Source organism: Flavobacterium sp. LM4 (genome assembly GCF_002017935.1).
Taxonomy (GTDB): Bacteria; Bacteroidota; Bacteroidia; order Flavobacteriales; family Flavobacteriaceae; genus Flavobacterium; species Flavobacterium chungangense.
The window spans coordinates 85,455-103,116 of the sequence record NZ_MUFW01000005.1; the positions used below are offsets into that span (position 1 = coordinate 85,455).

At 33.7% G+C, this 17,662-nt stretch carries 20 protein-coding genes; 9 read left to right on the forward strand and 11 right to left on the reverse strand.

Going from position 1 to position 17,662, the window contains the following annotated elements; genetic code table 11:
• Positions 1 to 30: 30 nt before the first annotated feature.
• From BXU10_RS21700 to BXU10_RS21735, 8 genes are all read left to right on the forward strand, one after another.
• Complete coding sequence (locus BXU10_RS21700; protein WP_078229573.1) at positions 31 to 453, forward strand: DoxX family protein; 423 nt, start codon at positions 31 to 33, stop codon at positions 451 to 453.
• A gap of 100 nt (positions 454 to 553) precedes the next feature.
• Positions 554 to 901 (forward strand): hypothetical protein, encoded by a 348-nt coding sequence (locus BXU10_RS21705; protein ID WP_078229574.1) that lies wholly within the window; start codon positions 554 to 556, stop codon positions 899 to 901.
• Positions 902 to 1,006: 105 nt separating this feature from the next.
• Positions 1,007 to 1,483, forward strand: a complete 477-nt coding sequence (locus BXU10_RS21710; RefSeq protein WP_078229575.1) for a hypothetical protein — start codon at positions 1,007 to 1,009, stop codon at positions 1,481 to 1,483.
• 119 nt (positions 1,484 to 1,602) lie between these two features.
• On the forward strand, positions 1,603 to 2,967 hold the full coding sequence (hemN, locus tag BXU10_RS21715; RefSeq protein ID WP_078229576.1) for an oxygen-independent coproporphyrinogen III oxidase: 1,365 nt from the start codon (positions 1,603 to 1,605) through the stop codon (positions 2,965 to 2,967).
• 191 nt (positions 2,968 to 3,158) lie between these two features.
• Entirely contained in the window at positions 3,159 to 4,187 is a 1,029-nt protein-coding gene (locus BXU10_RS21720; RefSeq protein WP_078229577.1) for a DUF4365 domain-containing protein, read from the forward strand.
• A 166-nt stretch (positions 4,188 to 4,353) separates the two neighbouring features.
• A complete protein-coding gene (locus BXU10_RS21725) occupies positions 4,354 to 4,884 on the forward strand; it encodes a hypothetical protein (RefSeq protein ID WP_078229578.1) in 531 nt (176 codons plus the stop codon).
• A gap of 509 nt (positions 4,885 to 5,393) precedes the next feature.
• Positions 5,394 to 5,633 (forward strand): hypothetical protein, encoded by a 240-nt coding sequence (locus BXU10_RS21730; protein ID WP_078229579.1) that lies wholly within the window; start codon positions 5,394 to 5,396, stop codon positions 5,631 to 5,633.
• A complete protein-coding gene (locus BXU10_RS21735) occupies positions 5,617 to 5,922 on the forward strand; it encodes a type II toxin-antitoxin system RelE/ParE family toxin (protein WP_078229580.1) in 306 nt (101 codons plus the stop codon). Before BXU10_RS21730 ends, BXU10_RS21735 begins: the two co-directional genes overlap by 17 nt.
• Before the next feature lie 55 nt (positions 5,923 to 5,977).
• Here the strand turns inward: BXU10_RS21735 and BXU10_RS21740 are convergent, their stop codons facing one another.
• The 8 genes from BXU10_RS21740 to BXU10_RS21775 form a co-directional block, all read right to left on the reverse strand.
• The gene (locus tag BXU10_RS21740) at positions 5,978 to 6,679 is read right to left on the reverse strand and encodes a sulfite exporter TauE/SafE family protein (protein WP_078229581.1); all 702 of its coding nucleotides are present in this window, start codon (positions 6,677 to 6,679) and stop codon (positions 5,978 to 5,980) included.
• A 77-nt stretch (positions 6,680 to 6,756) separates the two neighbouring features.
• Positions 6,757 to 7,206 carry a FixH family protein gene (locus BXU10_RS21745; RefSeq protein WP_078229582.1) on the reverse strand — a complete coding sequence of 150 codons (450 nt, stop codon included), beginning with the start codon at positions 7,204 to 7,206 and terminating at the stop codon, positions 6,757 to 6,759.
• A gap of 12 nt (positions 7,207 to 7,218) precedes the next feature.
• Positions 7,219 to 8,637, reverse strand: a complete 1,419-nt coding sequence (gene ccoG, locus BXU10_RS21750) for a cytochrome c oxidase accessory protein CcoG (protein WP_078229583.1) — start codon at positions 8,635 to 8,637, stop codon at positions 7,219 to 7,221.
• 36 nt (positions 8,638 to 8,673) lie between these two features.
• The gene (locus BXU10_RS21755; protein ID WP_123922079.1) at positions 8,674 to 9,585 is read right to left on the reverse strand and encodes a cbb3-type cytochrome c oxidase N-terminal domain-containing protein; all 912 of its coding nucleotides are present in this window, start codon (positions 9,583 to 9,585) and stop codon (positions 8,674 to 8,676) included.
• A gap of 2 nt (positions 9,586 to 9,587) precedes the next feature.
• The gene (locus BXU10_RS21760; protein ID WP_031454814.1) at positions 9,588 to 9,782 is read right to left on the reverse strand and encodes a cytochrome c oxidase subunit IV; all 195 of its coding nucleotides are present in this window, start codon (positions 9,780 to 9,782) and stop codon (positions 9,588 to 9,590) included.
• 7 nt (positions 9,783 to 9,789) lie between these two features.
• Positions 9,790 to 11,976, reverse strand: a complete 2,187-nt coding sequence (gene ccoN / locus BXU10_RS21765; RefSeq protein ID WP_078229584.1) for a cytochrome-c oxidase, cbb3-type subunit I — start codon at positions 11,974 to 11,976, stop codon at positions 9,790 to 9,792.
• A 92-nt stretch (positions 11,977 to 12,068) separates the two neighbouring features.
• On the reverse strand, positions 12,069 to 12,260 hold the full coding sequence (ccoS, locus tag BXU10_RS21770) for a cbb3-type cytochrome oxidase assembly protein CcoS (protein ID WP_031454816.1): 192 nt from the start codon (positions 12,258 to 12,260) through the stop codon (positions 12,069 to 12,071).
• A gap of 119 nt (positions 12,261 to 12,379) precedes the next feature.
• Entirely contained in the window at positions 12,380 to 14,758 is a 2,379-nt protein-coding gene (locus BXU10_RS21775; RefSeq protein ID WP_078229585.1) for a heavy metal translocating P-type ATPase metal-binding domain-containing protein, read from the reverse strand.
• Between the two features lie 201 nt (positions 14,759 to 14,959).
• Here BXU10_RS21775 and BXU10_RS21780 point away from each other — a divergent pair, with 201 nt between their 5' ends.
• Positions 14,960 to 15,646 carry a Crp/Fnr family transcriptional regulator gene (locus BXU10_RS21780; protein WP_078229745.1) on the forward strand — a complete coding sequence of 229 codons (687 nt, stop codon included), beginning with the start codon at positions 14,960 to 14,962 and terminating at the stop codon, positions 15,644 to 15,646.
• On the opposite strand, the gene mazG is transcribed toward BXU10_RS21780, so the two are convergent.
• The 3 genes from mazG to def form a co-directional block, all read right to left on the reverse strand.
• Positions 15,641 to 16,411, reverse strand: coding sequence for a nucleoside triphosphate pyrophosphohydrolase (gene mazG, locus BXU10_RS21785; protein ID WP_078229746.1), 771 nt, complete (start codon positions 16,409 to 16,411; stop codon positions 15,641 to 15,643). The two genes, BXU10_RS21780 and mazG, sit on opposite strands and share 6 nt — an antisense overlap.
• A gap of 96 nt (positions 16,412 to 16,507) precedes the next feature.
• Positions 16,508 to 16,987, reverse strand: coding sequence for a DUF5606 domain-containing protein (locus BXU10_RS21790; RefSeq protein ID WP_078229586.1), 480 nt, complete (start codon positions 16,985 to 16,987; stop codon positions 16,508 to 16,510).
• Positions 16,988 to 17,027: 40 nt separating this feature from the next.
• Positions 17,028 to 17,618, reverse strand: a complete 591-nt coding sequence (gene def, locus BXU10_RS21795; RefSeq protein ID WP_031454821.1) for a peptide deformylase — start codon at positions 17,616 to 17,618, stop codon at positions 17,028 to 17,030.
• Positions 17,619 to 17,662 lie beyond the last annotated feature (44 nt).

A 17,662-nucleotide genomic window follows, 5' to 3' on the forward strand; every position in this document is an offset into this window, starting at 1 on the left:
TTAGTATATAATTTTTAATCACGTAGCATCATGGAAAATGTAAAAAGTTTGAATAAATGGGCAAATTCGCACACTTATTTACCAGTAGATTTAATACGTATTGTTTTGGGTGTTTTTTTGTTTATGAAAGGAATTTCGTTTGTAACCAATGCTCAATATTTACATGATTTAATTTCTCCTATTGATCAATATGGAGGCGGCATGTTTCTTTTACATTACATCGCTCCAGCCCACATGATTGGAGGAATAATGATTGTTTTTGGGCTACTCACCCGCTGGGCAATTGCCGCTCAATTACCCATATTATTTGGTGCCGTCCTTGTAAATTTTATGGGACGTATGCACTCTGAAAGTTTAATTTTGGCAATAGTTGTATTATTACTTTGTATTTTCTTCCTATTCTATGGCGGAGGAAAACATTCAGCAGATTATTACTTCAAAATGCAGCAATAACATACCGTATCCTCAACTCATAAAAGTTGAGGATAACTTTTAAGAAGTAATTAGCAATTTAAATTTCATTAATTGTGTTTTATGAATTAAATTCGCCACCATGAATTGGATTCGTAAGGCCGTCATTTTTGTTTCCCTTCTAATTATGGGATTTTTTGCTACTCAGGCAAACCAAATTGCTGTGCAAAAAATCAAAAGTCAAAAAACGGACACCAATTTCTCTAAAGATTATACAGATTCCTTAGCCTTTATACAGCCACAGTCAAATTATCAATTTGCTGCAAATATCAAAACAGACTATCCTGCTATAATCAAGTGGTTTGATACTTTGTTAGTTGCTGTACCAGATCATCAGGCAATTAAATCAGCTTCAAACTTTTCAAATCAATTTTTCACTCAGAGCAAAAAGGTTTTACTGATGCTCTACCCCTTCCATTTTTTCTGGTAGTTAAATACATGAATTTCAATCCGAAGAATTCATTCTTCTAAAAAAACAATAAACAGCTACTTATAAACTGTTTATAATTCATTTATTTACCTAATTCAAAAAGACATGGAAACAAGTGTAACCATAATTGGCATTGTGATTGCGATCATAGTAGCCATTCCAATCTATTTTTCAGCACGATCGAACGCTGCAAACAAATCAAAAATTCTAAATATTAAAAAGAAGTTCAATCCAACACATCCACAGGATTTTGATTTAACTGAATCTCAAAGCAATAAAACATTTACAATAGATCAAAAACATAGAAAATTCATTCTAATGAATTTCAATCCAAATCAACAGGAATCAACCTTTTTGGATTTAAAGAGTGTTTCTTCCTGTAAATTGGTTTTGACCACCGATGGAAATTCAGATACGATACTTAAAATTGATTTTGAATTTCAGGAAAAGGAAACATCTAAAAAAATTACAATACCATTCTATGATTTTGATGATGACCGCATCAAACAGATAAGCGCTTACCAGGATCATATTTTTGCAAAAAAATGGCTTAAAACCATTCAAGATTCTATTTCACGTTAGTTATTTAATTCAGAAAAGAGGCTCATTATGAGTCTCTTTTTATTTAAGGTCTATATGATATTTATCATTTTAATTTTTCAAATGACGAAGTAATTTTGGTATTCTAAAAATGCTTTGTTATGGAAATTTCATTTACTCAAAAATACAATGTCCCTGGACCAAGATATACCAGTTATCCAACGGTTCCTTACTGGAATGAAAACGATTTTACAACCGAAAAGTGGACAGCATCATTTCAAAAAGCCTTTTCAGAAAGTAATTTACAAAACGGAATCAGTTTATACATTCATCTGCCATTTTGCGAAAGCATGTGTACTTTTTGCGGATGCAATAAACGAATTACAACAAATCATGCTGTCGAAGAAACCTATATTAAAGCGCTTTTGAAAGAATGGAGTTTGTACTGCAAACTTCTTCCTGAAAAACCAATCATAAAGGAAATTCATCTGGGTGGCGGAACTCCAACATTCTTTTCTAAAAATAATTTAGAACAGCTCATAAATGGCATTTTTTCTTTTGCTTTTAAAGCTGAAAAGCATGAATTTAGTTTTGAAGGTCATCCCAATAACACAACTTACGAGCAGCTTAAAAAATTATACGATTTAGGCTTTCGCCGGGTGAGTTTTGGTGTTCAGGATTATTCCGAAAAAGTGCAGAAAGCTATTCACCGCATTCAGCCGTTTCATAATGTAGCTAAAGTTACTTTTTGGGCCAAAGAAATTGGTTATACTTCAATAGGACACGATATTATATTTGGTTTACCATTTCAGACCATTGAAGATGTGGTAGATACTGTCGAAAAAACGAACTCTTTAAAACCGGATCGTCTGGCATTTTACAGCTATGCACATACCCCCTGGATAAAAGGGAATGGTCAGCGCGGATTTAACGAAGAAGACCTTCCAAAAGATGCGGAAAAAAGAAAATTATATGAAATTGGAAAACAATTACTTTCTAAAAACGGCTATCATGAAATTGGGATGGATCATTTTGCCTTGTCGTCCGACAGTTTATACAAAGCCACACAAAACAAAGAACTGCATAGAAATTTCATGGGTTACAGTTCTTCGAAAACGCAACTTATGATTGGCTTAGGTGTTTCTTCTATCAGCGACAGCTGGTATAGTTTTGCCCAAAACACCAAAAGTCTTGAAGATTATTATCAATTATTAGAATGGGATCAGCTTCCTGTTATCAAAGGTCATATTTTAACAGATGAAGATTTAATTATCAGAAAACATATTTTGAATTTGACTTGCGAACTGGAAACTTCCTGGAGTGATGAAATCTTATATTTTAAAGAACTTCCTGCTGTTTTACTGGATTTAAAAGAAATAGAAAATGATGAGTTGATTGTAATTGAAGATCATAAAATTAGCATTACAGAAGCCGGAAGACCATTTGTACGCAATATCTGTATGGCTTTTGATTTGCATTTAAAAAGAAAATCACCGGAAACCAATTTGTTTTCTATGACGGTTTAGAAGGAACCGTGATTTATATTATTTGAATGGATAATTTTTGTTACAGGTAATTGAAGCAAAAGGGTAATTTAGAACGAAAAAGATTATATTTGGAAAATATATAACGAAACAAACTTTCGTATACATGCCTAAAACTTGGTTGATATAAGAAGGTATATTTTGCATATCAACAAGTAGGCAGCAATTATAACATGAATAGATATAATTCGACAGAAAGAATAGGAGTTAATCAAACTGAAAAAATTGTAATCCAAAATCTTGGATGGATTTTTCGTGAACAACCAATTGTCGACGTTGGATTAGATGCTATTATTGAGCAAGTAGAAAATGGAGAGCCAACTGGAAAATTTATTGCAGTTCAAATTAAAAGCGGTTCAGGTAATTTTCATAAAACGGAAAAAGGTTTAACTCATTATGTAACTAATATACATTACAACTATTGGCTAAACCTTTGTATTCCCATAATTCTTATAGCACATATTCCAGAAGAAGGTAAAACCTATTGGCAAGAAATTACAGAAAATAACTTTAGAAAAAATAAAAAAAGGTGGAAAATTGAAATTCCATTCAAACAAGAATTTAATGCAAAATCAGAAAAAAGGCTTGCACAAATTGTTTCAGACAAAAATGATGAAAAGTTTGATGTCTATCGTGGAAGAGTAGATTCTGACTTTAACTATTTGGATGATATAATTGTAGATTTAAAATCTATCAATGACGCTACTGTTTGTATAAATAATATAACTGTAATTATGAAAATACAAACTCAAGAAACCAATAAAAAAACAGAAGAATTTCAAATTCTTAATGAAAAACAACCAAGTAATTTTATTACTGAAGTTTCAATGCTGTATAAGGCTTTATCCAAAACAATGAATTTGACAGCAAAGAGAACGGAAACTGAAGTTGAATTATTTTCTCAATTGTATTCAGTAGGAATAAATGCTTTTGAAAAATTATTAATTAATCTCAATCTTCACAATTTAAAGTTTGAAGACTTTGGCAATGATACAAATGCAATAAGACAAGTTCCTGCTCAAATGGATTCTTCGTTGATTCAGTTTATTGGTCTAAGAGATACACTTAAAGATATGCCTTCATATTCTCACAACGTTTTTAAAGAAGCTAAAAATCAATACATCGAAGTTTTAAACTTGTTAATACAAGAAGTCCAAGACGCAAGTGAAACGACAAAGAAAATCTTCGAGAAAATTCCTTAATTACAACTACCGCAAACAGCAGTTTGAAGCAATAGTTGGTTTACTTCGTTATCTTTACGTTTTTTTTCACGAAAATTCGATCTTTAACAGAAAATAATCCGTTCCTAACTTCGCAATTGCGTGAAGCCCCAGAAAGTTATATGGAATTCAAAAAACATCATCTTTAATGAAAGTAGGCGATTGGGTTAATTCATATTCAAAAGGAATATGGCAAATATTAAGAATAGACGAACTCGAAAATGAATTGGGAGAACATGCAACGCAAACTATTGTTCACTGCAAAAGATTTTTAAATTCGTCTTATAAGAAATCCTTTAGTGCTGAAAGTTGTTCAGCTTATTTTATAAAAAAACTTCCTGAATATGAAGTTGAAAAAGTAAATGAGATAATTAAATTGAATAATAAATGGTATGAGGAGTTTCTAAATTATCAGAAATTTGTTGATAGCATATATAATTTATCTTTATATGTTTCGAATTCAACCGAAAGAGAAATATTTAAAAAATCAATTGATGAAAAATGTAAAAGTGTGAATGGTGGTCTCTCGAAAGAAATTATTAATCAATTACCATTATCTGAACTTGACAACAATAAAAAATCTACTATAAGAAACTTTACTGCTCAATTCATTTCTATAAATTCTGAAATTAAGGATAGACAATTAATCTACAGAGAAGTAAGATTCTTAGATTTTTAATCAACTTAACATAACCGGTAGTAAAGCAATAGTTGAAATTTGGACTTAACCAAAGTTTGTTTTGTACTTGGAAAAAATAATGATCATCAAAAGCATTAGGATTATTAACCCTAACCATCCCCTACTCGCCAAACGTTAGAAAACATTTAAAAAATGAACTTATCATAACACTCCCTCTGGTGCTCGTTTGCAACGAGTGCGTACATAAATTAAAAGATAAACTGTAGCATTTCTAATGCGGTTATTAAAAACAAAAGTTCTTTATAAATTTGTAGGAAACTCATGTAAACAGCCACGTTGCAAACGCTTTATTTAGTTTCTAAAAGTAAACAGGTACTCGTTGCAAACGAGCACCAGATTGAAATTATTACACGAATTTTCCTTACTTCGCGCCCTGCTTTTAATAACTTTTTTGAAAGACTTCAAGTAGTATAAAAGAGAAATTTAACAAAGCATCTCAAGAAACATCTTAACTATTTTTGTAATTTTGAATATTAAAATTTCAGACTATGAAACTTGAATTGAACATACAAAACAAAAAATTGGAATTAATCCAATGGCTTTCTACATTGGAAGATTCAACGATTATAGAAAAAATTATTGCTTTGAGAAATAATGAATCAAAAGATTGGTGGGATTCCATTTCTGAGAGTGAAAAAGAATCTATCGAGCAAGGTCTGAATGATGCTAATTCCGGAAAATTAAATTCTCATTCAAGCGCAAGAAAGCTATATGAAAAATGGCTATAAAATACTTTGGACAGACTTTGCTCTAAAGGAATTAGAAAAAACAATTGAATACTTAGAAGAGAACTGGAACGAGAAAGAATTACATCATCTCGCTATTAAAATTGAGGAAACATTAAGCTTCATTTCAGAAAATCCAAATTTATTCCAAATCTCTGATGTCAAAAAAGGTATTCGCAGGGTTATAATATTAAATCATAATACACTTTATTATAGATTTCAGAATAATCAAATTGAAATAATCTCATTTTTTTCTAATAAACAAAACCCTAGGAAAAGAAGGTTAAAGTGACCTTAACCCAGAAACAAGTAACTGTGGAACAAATTGATATAAATTCAACATTAGCCTAATGACAATCAGGACTCCCCTGTACAAACAAACTCATATTAGAAGGAGAAACATACGGAATTCCTAATCCTAAACCTCTGAGGATAAATAAAACCCCAATAATTACAGCCACATAAGGAATTGCTTTTTGAATTTTATTTCGAAAGGGCAGTTTCAGTAAAGAATGAAGGTAAACCACAATTGTCATTAAAGGTATCGTTCCTAATCCGAACAAGAGCATATATAAAACACCAAAACCGGCACTTTGCATCGCTATGGCTCCAAATAAAGCCACATATACCATTCCGCAAGGCAGGAAACCGTTAAGTAATCCAATCGTGAAAAGAGATTTGTAGCTTTTGTTTTTAAACTGGCTTCCTAAAGTAGATTTTAGGTTTGAAATCACTTTATAAACCGGTTTAGAGAAATTGTATTTTGAAAAGATTCTTTCCGGAATTAAAACGGCAGCAATCATCGCCACACCAATAATAATAGACATTTTCTGCTGTAATCCGGCCAGGAAAAAACCTCTTCCCAATAATCCGAAAATCAGTCCGATTGTGGCGTAGGCTGTTAATCTTCCCAAATGATAGGTGATAATCTGTGTTACTTTTTTAGCTTCATTTTGATGATCAACCGGAAGCATCATCGCAATGGGACCACACATCCCAACGCAATGCAAACTGCTGATAAGTCCTAATATGAAAGCGGAATACAACATTTATTATTTATTTTTTATCACAGATTTTGCAGATTCAAAAACTAAAAATAACTTCAATTTTTACCTGCTCACGTTTTTTAATTAACGTAAATAACCTCTTTGGTTAAGTATTTTTTGCCTTCGTACTGCCATTCCATATTGACATCCCAGCGTCCTTTTACTAATTTCTTTTGTGGAATAAGCAAAGATGAATTGGTCAGGGCAATTTGGGTATTGAAATCAAACTTTTTGTTTGAAGGACGATACAGCAAAACGTTTCCTTCAAGTTTATTGCTTTCAAAAGTTCCAGGAAAAGTAATTCTGACTCCGTCTTCCACATACTTAATCGAAGGCTTGTGCTGCAAATCATGTGAATTCTGAATTCGTGCCATCTCCTCCTGAAAATGTGAATCGTGTTTGTAATATTCTTCAACAACCAAATCGTTGTCGTATTTGCTGTTGGATTGCACTTCAAAAACAAAATATAAAATAAAGGTCATAAACAATCCGAATGCTATGACAATTCCTGTTCCCCAATTGATTTTCATATTTTCACTTTTTTAATTAAAACTTCTCGGTCCTAAAAAATTGGTAGCAGTAGTTTCTAATAATTCGTTGCCGTTGTAAACACCAATTTTAACTTTGGTTTTATCGCTTTCCAAAAGAACTTCATTGATTTCGATGAATAATGTTCCCTGTGAAATTTCTTCTTTTGCTACTTTAAAATGCTGTTCTCCCACCTTGCTGATTTCACCTTTCTGATCGATTAACTCAAAATGAATATCGCTGTACTCTTTCATAGTCTTGTTTACGATTTTATACGTGTAAACATTACTGATTTTATCGCCTTTGTGCTGAAAAAGCTGTCCTGGCAAACGTAAAATAATAGCTTCGACATTGGTTCTTAAAAACAACATTCCGACAAAAACACTCAACAGAATAAATAAAACTGCCGTGTATCCTTTCATTCGGGCTGTGAATTTAAAAGGCTCTTTTTTCTCTATTTCGTCTTCAGATGCATAACGAATCAATCCTTTTGGCAAACCAACTGAATCCATAATCGAATCGCATTCGTCGATACAAGCGGTGCAGTTCGTACATTCTAACTGCGTTCCGTTTCGAATGTCGATTCCCATTGGGCAGACATGCACACATTGATGGCAATCGATACAATCTCCTTTTCCGGTTAAAGTCCTGTCTTCTTTTTTATTGAATTTGGCTCGCCCCTGCTCCTTTTCACCACGCACAAAATCATAAGCTACATTTATGGATTTATTGTCTAAAAGTACCCCTTGTAATCTGCCGTACGGACAGGCAATAATACAAACCTGCTCTCGAAACCAAACAAAAACAAAATAGAAAACACCGGTAAAAATCAGCAGTGCCGTAAAATTGCCCGCTTGTTCAATCGGTCCCTGCTCCATCATTAGAAACAAGGTATCGCTACCCACTAAATACGCCAGAAAAACATTTGCAATTCCGAAAGAAATCAGGAAGAAGAGCAACCATTTGGTAAGCCTTTTTCGGATTTTCTCTACATTCCATTCCTGCTTTGCCAAACGCAATTGTGCGCCGCGGTCACCGTCAATCCAATATTCGATTCGGCGGAAAACCATTTCGAGAAAGATGGTCTGAGGACAAATCCATCCGCAAAATATCCTTCCGAAAACAACGGTGAACAGAATGACAAACACTACCCCAACGAGCATCGAAATCACAAAAAGATAAAAATCCTGCGGCCAGAAAGGGAATCCGAAAATATTGAAACGGCGCTCAAGAATATTGAACATCATGAACTGGTTTCCGTTAACTTTTATAAACGGATTTGCAATCAGAATCGCCAATAAAACATAACTGACTATTTTGCGATATTCGTAAAACTTACCAGACGGTTTTTTAGGGAAAATAAATTTTCGTTTTCCGCCCTCATCAATAGTTCCGATGGTATCTCTAAAAGCTTCGTCTGGTAAATTTGACATGGTAATTATTTTTTAACTGCTGTACTATCTGTTGTTTTATTTTGCTGCTGCATCGTTTTTTGGAGCACTTTCGTCTACCCAAACTTCACCTTCAGCTTCTTTTGCATCTTTTGGATTACTTCCCTGCAAAGACAAAATATAACTTGCTACTTTTTGAATTTCTTTTGGTTTCATACCGTTCGTTTTCCAGGAAACCATTCCTTTTCCGTCACGACCTCCATTGGTAATGGTATGAAAAACATTTTTAATTCCGCCACCCAAAATCCATTTATCATCTGTTAAGTTAGGACCAATCTGCCCTCCTGCGTCTGCCCTGTGACAGGCTGCACAATTAGTGGTAAAAATTTCTTTTCCGGCAGCCAGACTTGCTTCATCTGTAAGCAGAACTACTGTTTTTTCATCCATTAGATCAGGAGCAGTTTTAAGATATTCTTCTACTTCAATTTTAGCCTGAGCCATTTCTTTCTTCAATTCCATTTCCTGATTATCTCCACCAAAAACATCGTAATAGAAAACATAAAACACTCCAAAAACGATACAGATATAGAATAAATACACCCACCATGGCGGCAAATTATTATCTAATTCTTTGATTCCGTCATAATCATGATCCATCAACAAGTCACCTTCTTTTTCAATTGGTTCTGTCTTGGTAAGTTTGTGCATTAAGTTCTTGTACCATTTACTTTCCTGCAAACTCAGACTTTCTTCGTATGCCAGTTTTTCTTTTTCTTCGGGAGACAATAATTGGTACATTACGCGGTTTACAGCACTTAATGTAATTTCGATAGCAATCAAAATAAACAAAAAGACAAATAAAAAGACAGAAACCATTGGATATTTGATAAAAGCTGGCCTGTCGCCTGAATCTATAAAATATTCCATCAAAGCAAATACGATAAAGAAAACCAATGGTAATCTAACATATACTGGGAAAAACTTTTTCATTTTTATTTATCTTTTAAAATTAAACTACTTCCATCAGCCAAGGGTATCTGACTCATTTCATTAATTTTATCTTTTTTATAAGAGAACACCCAAAGTCCCAGCCCTACAAAAAAGAAAAAGAAAATCAGGAGAGAAAGAATCGGGTAAATTTCTATACCCGATATGGTTTCCATATTGTGTTTTATCTGTTCAAACATAATGCTGTTATTTTGAAGTTTCTTTTACCTTAATATCAGTTCCAAGTCTTTGTATGTAAGCAATCAGGGCTACAATTTCTCTTTCGTTCATAGGAACAAATTTTTCGCCTTTTGCAGCAGCTCTTTTTCTGCTATCCTCATAACTTTTTACGTAATCAGGATCGTTTTCAAGACTTTTTTCAATAGTAAGAGCCTGATCTCTCAATGTTTTCTGCGCATTAGCAACTTCTGCTTCTGAATAAGGAACTCCTAGCGTAACCATAACTTTCATTTTCTTTTCGATTAAGGAGATATCCAATGGTTTGTTATCAAACAGCCATTTATAACCCGGCATAATTGATCCTGCAGATGTACTCTGTGGATTCCACATATGGTTAAAGTGCCAGTTATCATTATACTTACCACCTACTCGCTGCAAATCGGGACCTGTACGTTTTGAACCCCACAAGAATGGATGATCGTAAACAAATTCGCCTGCTTTTGCCTGAGGCCCGTAACGTTCAACTTCGCTTCTAAATGGGCGAACCGATTGTGAGTGGCAGCCTACACAACCTTCACGAATGTATAAATCACGGCCTTCCAGTTCTAACGGTGTATATGGTTTTACACTTGAAATAGTTGGAACATTCGATTTTACCATAATCGTTGGAACAATCTGAATAATACCTCCAATTAAAATCGCAATGGTTGCCAAAATGGTTAACTGAATCGGTTTTCTTTCTAACCATGAATGGAATTTCTCTCCACTGATTCTACCACTTTTAATAGTCTGCAATGCAGGAGCCTGAGCCAATTCGTCTTCAATTGTATTACCTGCTTTAACGGTCATAATAATATTGTAAACCAGAGTCAACATTCCGATTAGGTAGAAAGTTCCACCAATAGCTCTCATCCAATACAGAGGCATAATCGCTGTAACAGTTTCAAGGAAATTTCCATAAGTTAAAGTTCCATCAGGGTTAAACTGTTTCCACATAGATGCCTGCTGAAAACCAGCCACGTACATTGGAACTGTATACAATATGATTCCTAACGTTCCAATCCAGAAATGGAAATTGGCTAGTTTAGTAGAAAATAATTGGCTTTTTGTCATTCGTGGAATCAACCAGTAAATGATACCGAAAGACATGAACCCGTTCCAGGCTAAAGCTCCTACGTGTACGTGTGCTACGATCCAGTCTGTATAATGGGCTATAGCATTTACATTTTTGAAAGAAAGCATTGGCCCTTCAAAAGTTGCCATTCCGTAACCAGTAATGGCTACCACAAAGAATTTCAAAACCGGTTCTACACGAACTTTATCCCAGGCACCTCTCAATGTCAATAATCCGTTGATCATACCTCCCCAGGATGGCGCTATCAGCATAACTGAAAATGCAACTCCTAAATTCTGAGCCCAATTTGGCAAAGCTGAATATAATAAATGGTGCGGTCCAGCCCAGATATAAATAAAGATTAAAGACCAAAAGTGAATAATCGACAATCGATAAGAATATACAGGTCGGTTGGCCACTTTAGGAATAAAATAATACATCAATCCTAAGAATGGAGTCGTTAAGAAAAATGCTACCGCATTATGCCCGTACCACCATTGCACCAAAGCATCCTGAACACCAGCATACACTGAGTAACTTTTTAATCCTGAAACCGGAATTTCGATATTATTGAAAATATGCAAAACTGCAACTGTAACAAATGTTGCCAGATAAAACCAAATCGCTACATATAAATGACGTTCTCTCCTTCTAAGCATTGTACCAATCATATTGATTCCCATTACCACCCAGATTAACGCAATTGCGATATCAATAGGCCATTCCAATTCAGCATATTCTTTTGAAGATGTATAACCTAATGGCAACGTAATAGCAGCAGCAACAATAATAAGCTGCCATCCCCAGAAATGCAGGTTGCTCAAAAAATCACTGAACATTCTGGCTTTCAGTAATCTTTGCAGCGAATAATACATCCCGGCAAAAAAAGCATTTCCTACAAAGGCAAAAATTACAGCATTGGTATGCAAAGGTCTTAAACGACCATAACTAAGCCACGAAATCCCGTCGGTCATATTGGGAAAAAGGTACATAACCGCCAGGGTCAGCCCCACTAACATACCTACCACCCCAAAAAGAATGGTGGCATAAATGAATTTTTTTACGATTTTGTTGTCGTAGTAAAATTGTTCCATTTCCATAAGTTGTTGATTTTTTTTTATTTTTTATTGGTTATATGCAACTAGCATATCGTTATGGTTTTACGATGAACTCTATTTTGCTCATTTCATAATTAAACTTGTTTTTCTTCGATTGGTAAATTATTATTTTGAGAGGTAATTTTGGTTTCATCATCAAAGAGGATTCTGACCGAGGGAGTGTAATCATCATCGTATTGTCCGGATTTGACAGCTGCTATAAAGGCAATGAAAAAACAAATTGCAACAAAAATACTTACCGAGATTAGTAGATAAATAACACTCATATCTTTAAATTTATAGTAACAAAATTAGAGTGTTGATGCCTATTAAAATATGATAATTATCATGCTCAAAAAATTTAAAAGAGTTTCAAAATAAAAATAAAACACTCACTATCAGTACTTTATTTTTTATTCGCATAAAAATTGCTCATCAGCGTTACAAAACTCACAATTGTAATGGTACTCAATGGCATAATGATCGCAGCCACTAACGGAAGCAAGTTTCCTGTAACGGCAAATGAAAGCCCTGCGATGTTATAAAGGAGCGATAAAACAAAACTCATTTTAATGATCCTGATTGATTTGTGAGATAACTTTAAAAAGTAATTCAATCGTGAAAATTCACTGGCATCCAGAATAGCATCACAAGCCGGAGAAAATACATTTACATTTTCAGATATTGAAATTCCAACGTTGCTTTGGGCTAAAGCGCCTGCGTCATTAAGGCCGTCTCCAACCATCATTACATTTTGCCCTTTTTCCTGCAGTTTTTTAATAAACTCCAGCTTCTGTTCCGGTTTTTGGTTGAAGATAAGTTCGGTGTCTTTTGGCAGAATAGCTTCCAGGTTAACTCTTTCTCCATCATTATCACCGGAAAGAACTTTTATTTGATAACTTTTGCTTAAGGTTGAAAATAGCGTTTCAAGACCATCTCTATACTGATTCTGAAAATTAAACCCTCCATAATATATACCATCAATCCTAATATGAAGAGCTGTTTTTTCTATCTCATTAGTATCATTAGGACTTTCAACAAAAGATGCCGAACCAATTTTGATCTTTTTATTTTCAAAAGAAGCCAAAATCCCTTTTCCGGTAATTTCCTCAAATGCATCAATTTTAATTCTTTTTACTTCCGGCAAAAAATCATATAACATTCTGCTCAAAGGATGATTGGAGGCACGAAGCACATTTTTAATCAGTATGTAATTTTCATCAGAAAGTGTATTCCCTTCATACACTATATTTGATTTTTTATTGGTTGTAATGGTTCCTGTCTTATCAAAAACAATGGTGTCTACTTTTGCGAGCTGTTCAATTACCAAAGCATTTTTAAGATACATTTTTTGTTTACCCATTATTCTGAGAATATTACCGAAAGTAAACGGTGCCGTCAATGCCAGTGCACAAGGGCAGGCTACAATTAAAACCGCTGTAAAGACATTAAAAGCTGTATTCGCATCAATGAATATCCAATAACCAAAACCGGCAAATGCAATAAGCAGTAAGATTGGAGTGAAATACCGGCTTATTGCATCTGTTATCGTTTTATGCTTTTGATCAACTTTTTTCTGAAAAATTTCATTACTCCATAACTGCGTTAAATAACTTTGTGAAACCGAATGCAACACTTCCATTTCGATTACTTTTCCAATTTGTTTTCCTCCGGCAAATACTTTGTCTCCTGATTTTTTAGTAATCGGAATTGCTTCTCCGGTAACGAAACTATAATCAATTTCAGCTTTTTCGCTAATCAGAATTCCGTCTACAGGAATTAATTCCTGATTTCGAATTAACAATCTGTCTCCTTTTAAAACATCATAAATCGGCACACTTTCCTCTGATGTATTAGAATTGATTCTGGTAACTGCAATTGGGAAATAGGATTTAAAATCTCTTTCGAAACTCAGAAAACTATAGGTTTTTGTCTGAAACATTTTTCCGAGCAGCATAAAGAAAACCAAACTCGCCAAACTGTCAAAAAAACCAGGACCATGATCCATTAGCATATCATAAGAACTACGAATAAACATCACGATAATTCCCAAAGCGATTGGAATATCAATATTTAGCATTCTCGTTTTAATACTATGATAAGCTGAAACATAATAACCACTCGCTGAATAGAGAAAACTTGGCAATGCCAAAACAAAAATCAAAAGTCTGAAAAACGGTTTGTAATTATCAAGCCAGAACTCTCTGATCTCAAAATATTCGGGAAATGACAATAGCATTATATTTCCAAAACAAAAAAAAGCAACACCTAATTTATAGGTTAAACTTCTGTCTACTTTCGTATTTCCGGTTTCATAGTTTTCTAAACTAATATAAGGTTCGTAACCAATTGAACTCAGCAGATAAACAATTGCTTTAAGGGAAACTGTTTCTGAATTGAATGTAATGCGGACTTTTTTCTCCGGAAAATTAACCTGAGAGGCACTTATGCCGGGCTGTAGTTTATTAAGATTTTCAAGAAGCCAAATACATGAACTACAATGAATATGCGGGATATTTAAAGAAACAATAGAAGTATTTCCTTCCTGAAATTCTAAAACTTTTGAGATGATAGCTTCATTGTCCAAAAAGTCATATTTTCCCTGAATGTCCTGCGGGGTAGCACCCGGAGATTTTTCAAAATCATAATAGCAGGTTAGATCATTAAGACTAAAAATTTCGTAAACTGTTTTACAGCCACTACAGCAAAACTTTTTTTCATCAAAATTGATTACTTCATTTTTAGCAATTGTAAGTCCACAATGAAAACAACTCTGCCCGCTCATAACTTATTTATTTTATACAACAAATATTCAAAATAAGAAGCGGCTATAACTATGACATTTATCATGTCGCAATGAAATACAATATTCAATTGAGAAAATAAATAAGTAAATTATTAAGAATGGTTTTCTTTAGTGTATTTTCAGAAATATTATCACCTATGAAAGCGATTATTGGTTAATTTTGCTGTAAATATTTTTGCTATGAACAAATGTGACCAATGCATCGTACGACAACTTTCTTCTCTTAAAGCGCTTAATAAAGAGGAAGTTGTAAAATTGGCTAATAGTAAAACGACTCACAAAATAAAAAAAGGTGAAGCTATTTTTGAAGAAGGTGAAGTCACAAATGGTGTTTTTTGTGTGAAAGACGGCATTGGAAAACTCTCTAAATTAAGTGCCAACGGAAAAGACCAAATTGTAAAACTGGTAAAATCAGGAGAACTTTTAGGACAACGTTCTATGATTAGTAATGAACCTGCAAATTTGTCTGCAAAAGCGGTTGCTGACATGGAAGTTTGTTTTATTCCGAAATCTGAAATTATCCATTTCTTTAATAATAACAATCAATTCTCTATGAACCTGATGCAATCTGTTTGTGAAGATTTGAAAGACTCTGAAAACGATAAAATTGCCTTAGTGCAAAAAACCGTAAAGCAACGTTTAGCAGAGACCTTACTCCATCTACATGATGCTTTTGGTGAAAACGCAGATAAAACACTAAAAGTTCAGCTGACAAGAGATGAACTTGCCGGTATGATTGGGACTGCTACAGAAAGCTGTATCCGATTATTATCTGACTTTAATAAACTGGAATTTATAGAATTGGTTGGTAAAAAAATCGTGCTAAAAAACATACATGCCTTAAAAAAACTAGCTGAACAATTATAGTTTTTTAGCTTCGTTCCAAAACACATCCATTTCTGCCAGAGTCATATCCATTAAAGGCTTTCCTAATTCTCCCGCTTTATTTTCTAAATACTGAAAGCGTTTAATGAATTTTTTATTGGTACGCTCTAAAGCATCTTCGGGATTTACATTTAGAAATCTTGCATAATTGATCATCGAAAATAAAACATCACCAAATTCGGCTTCAATTTTATCCTGATCTCCGGATTTAACTTCAACTTGCAGTTCTTCCAGCTCTTCTTGTACCTTATCCCAAACCTGATGTGGTTCTTCCCAATCAAAACCTACACCTTTAACTTTATCCTGAATTCGGCTTGCTTTAACTAACGCAGGTAAACTTCTCGGAACGCCTTCCAAAACTGATTTTTTACCTTCTTTGAGCTTTAGTTTTTCCCAGTTTTGTTTAACCTCTTCTTCATCTTTCACAACAGTATCACTATAAATATGAGGATGACGGTGAATTAGTTTCTCACAGATTTCATTACATACATCAGCCATATCAAAATCATTCGTTTCTGATCCTATTTTAGCGTAAAAAACTATGTGAAGCAGTAAATCACCAAGTTCTTTTTTAACTTCATTCAGGTCATTATCCAAAATAGCATCGCCTAGCTCATACGTTTCCTCAATAGTCAGATGTCTTAAGGTTTGTAACGTTTGCTTCTTATCCCAAGGGCATTGCTCACGCAGTTCATCCATAATAATCAATAATCTTTCGAAAGCTTTAAGCTGAAGTTCTTTGCTCATTTTTGAAGTTTTTTTGTGGTAACCGAATACTGTAAAAGTAAAAAATCCTGTCAAGAAATATCTTAACAGGATCAATATATTTGAATCTAAAAACTACTATTCTTCTTTTTTAGCTTTTGCTTTTTTGGCAGGAGCTTTTTTTACCGGTTCTTCAGCGACAATTTCTTCTGATGTTGAAGTTGCAGCCGGAGCTTCATCCGTAACTAACCCTTCTGCCTGAAGCATGTTATACCAATTTAATACCTTTTTAATATCGGAAGGATATACTCTTTCTTCATCATATTCAGGTAAAATTTCTTTAAAATAAGCTGTTAGTTTTGCATTATCTTCTTTATGTGAAATCGCCTGACCTTTGTTTTCTTTAACAGCAATACGCTGCATTACTTCTGTTAAAGGTTTTTCACCTTCGTAAGTGTAAATAGAGATTTCAGACAATAAACTTACATTACTTTTTAAGTTTACCGTGATTTTTTTTCCGTCTGTTAATGATTCTGCCACAAAACCTGTACGAGTTTGCACTTTCAACACATATAAACCCGGTTTGCCAGAAATGGCTAAAATTTTCTCTAAATTCATGTTTATTAAATTATAGTATTAAGAATTTGGTGTATTATAATTATCTTCCTTTTTTTGCGGCAGCAAATTTCATTCTGTACTCCTGAAAAGTTTTGCCTTCGGTAATATTTTTTAGTTTCTTCTGAATCAAACGCTTTTTTAAAGATGATATTTTATCTGTAAATAAAATTCCTTCAATGTGGTCATATTCATGTTGAATAACCCTTGCTATCAAACCCTCGAAAACTTCGGTTTTCATTATAAAATCCTCTTCACAATATTCGATTGTTACAGTAGGTTTTCTGTATACATCCTCACGAACGTCAGGAATACTTAAGCACCCTTCGTTAAAACTCCATTCTTCGCCTTCTTCTTTAACAATTTTTGCATTAATAAAAGTTTTTTTAAATCCTTTTAAATCTTTCTGTTCATCAGATGGTAAATCTTCGTCATCGCTAAAAGGACTTGTATCAATTACAAACAAACGAATAGGCATACCTACCTGCGGCGCAGCAAGTCCCACTCCGTAAGCATTATACATGGTTTCATACATGTTTGCTATAGTTTCTTTTAAGCTTGGATAATCTGGCGTAATTGCCTCACCCACTTTTCTTAAAACTGGATCACCATATCCTACAATTGGTAAAATCATTTCTATTTTTTTATGTATTTATCTATTGAAAACACTAATTAATT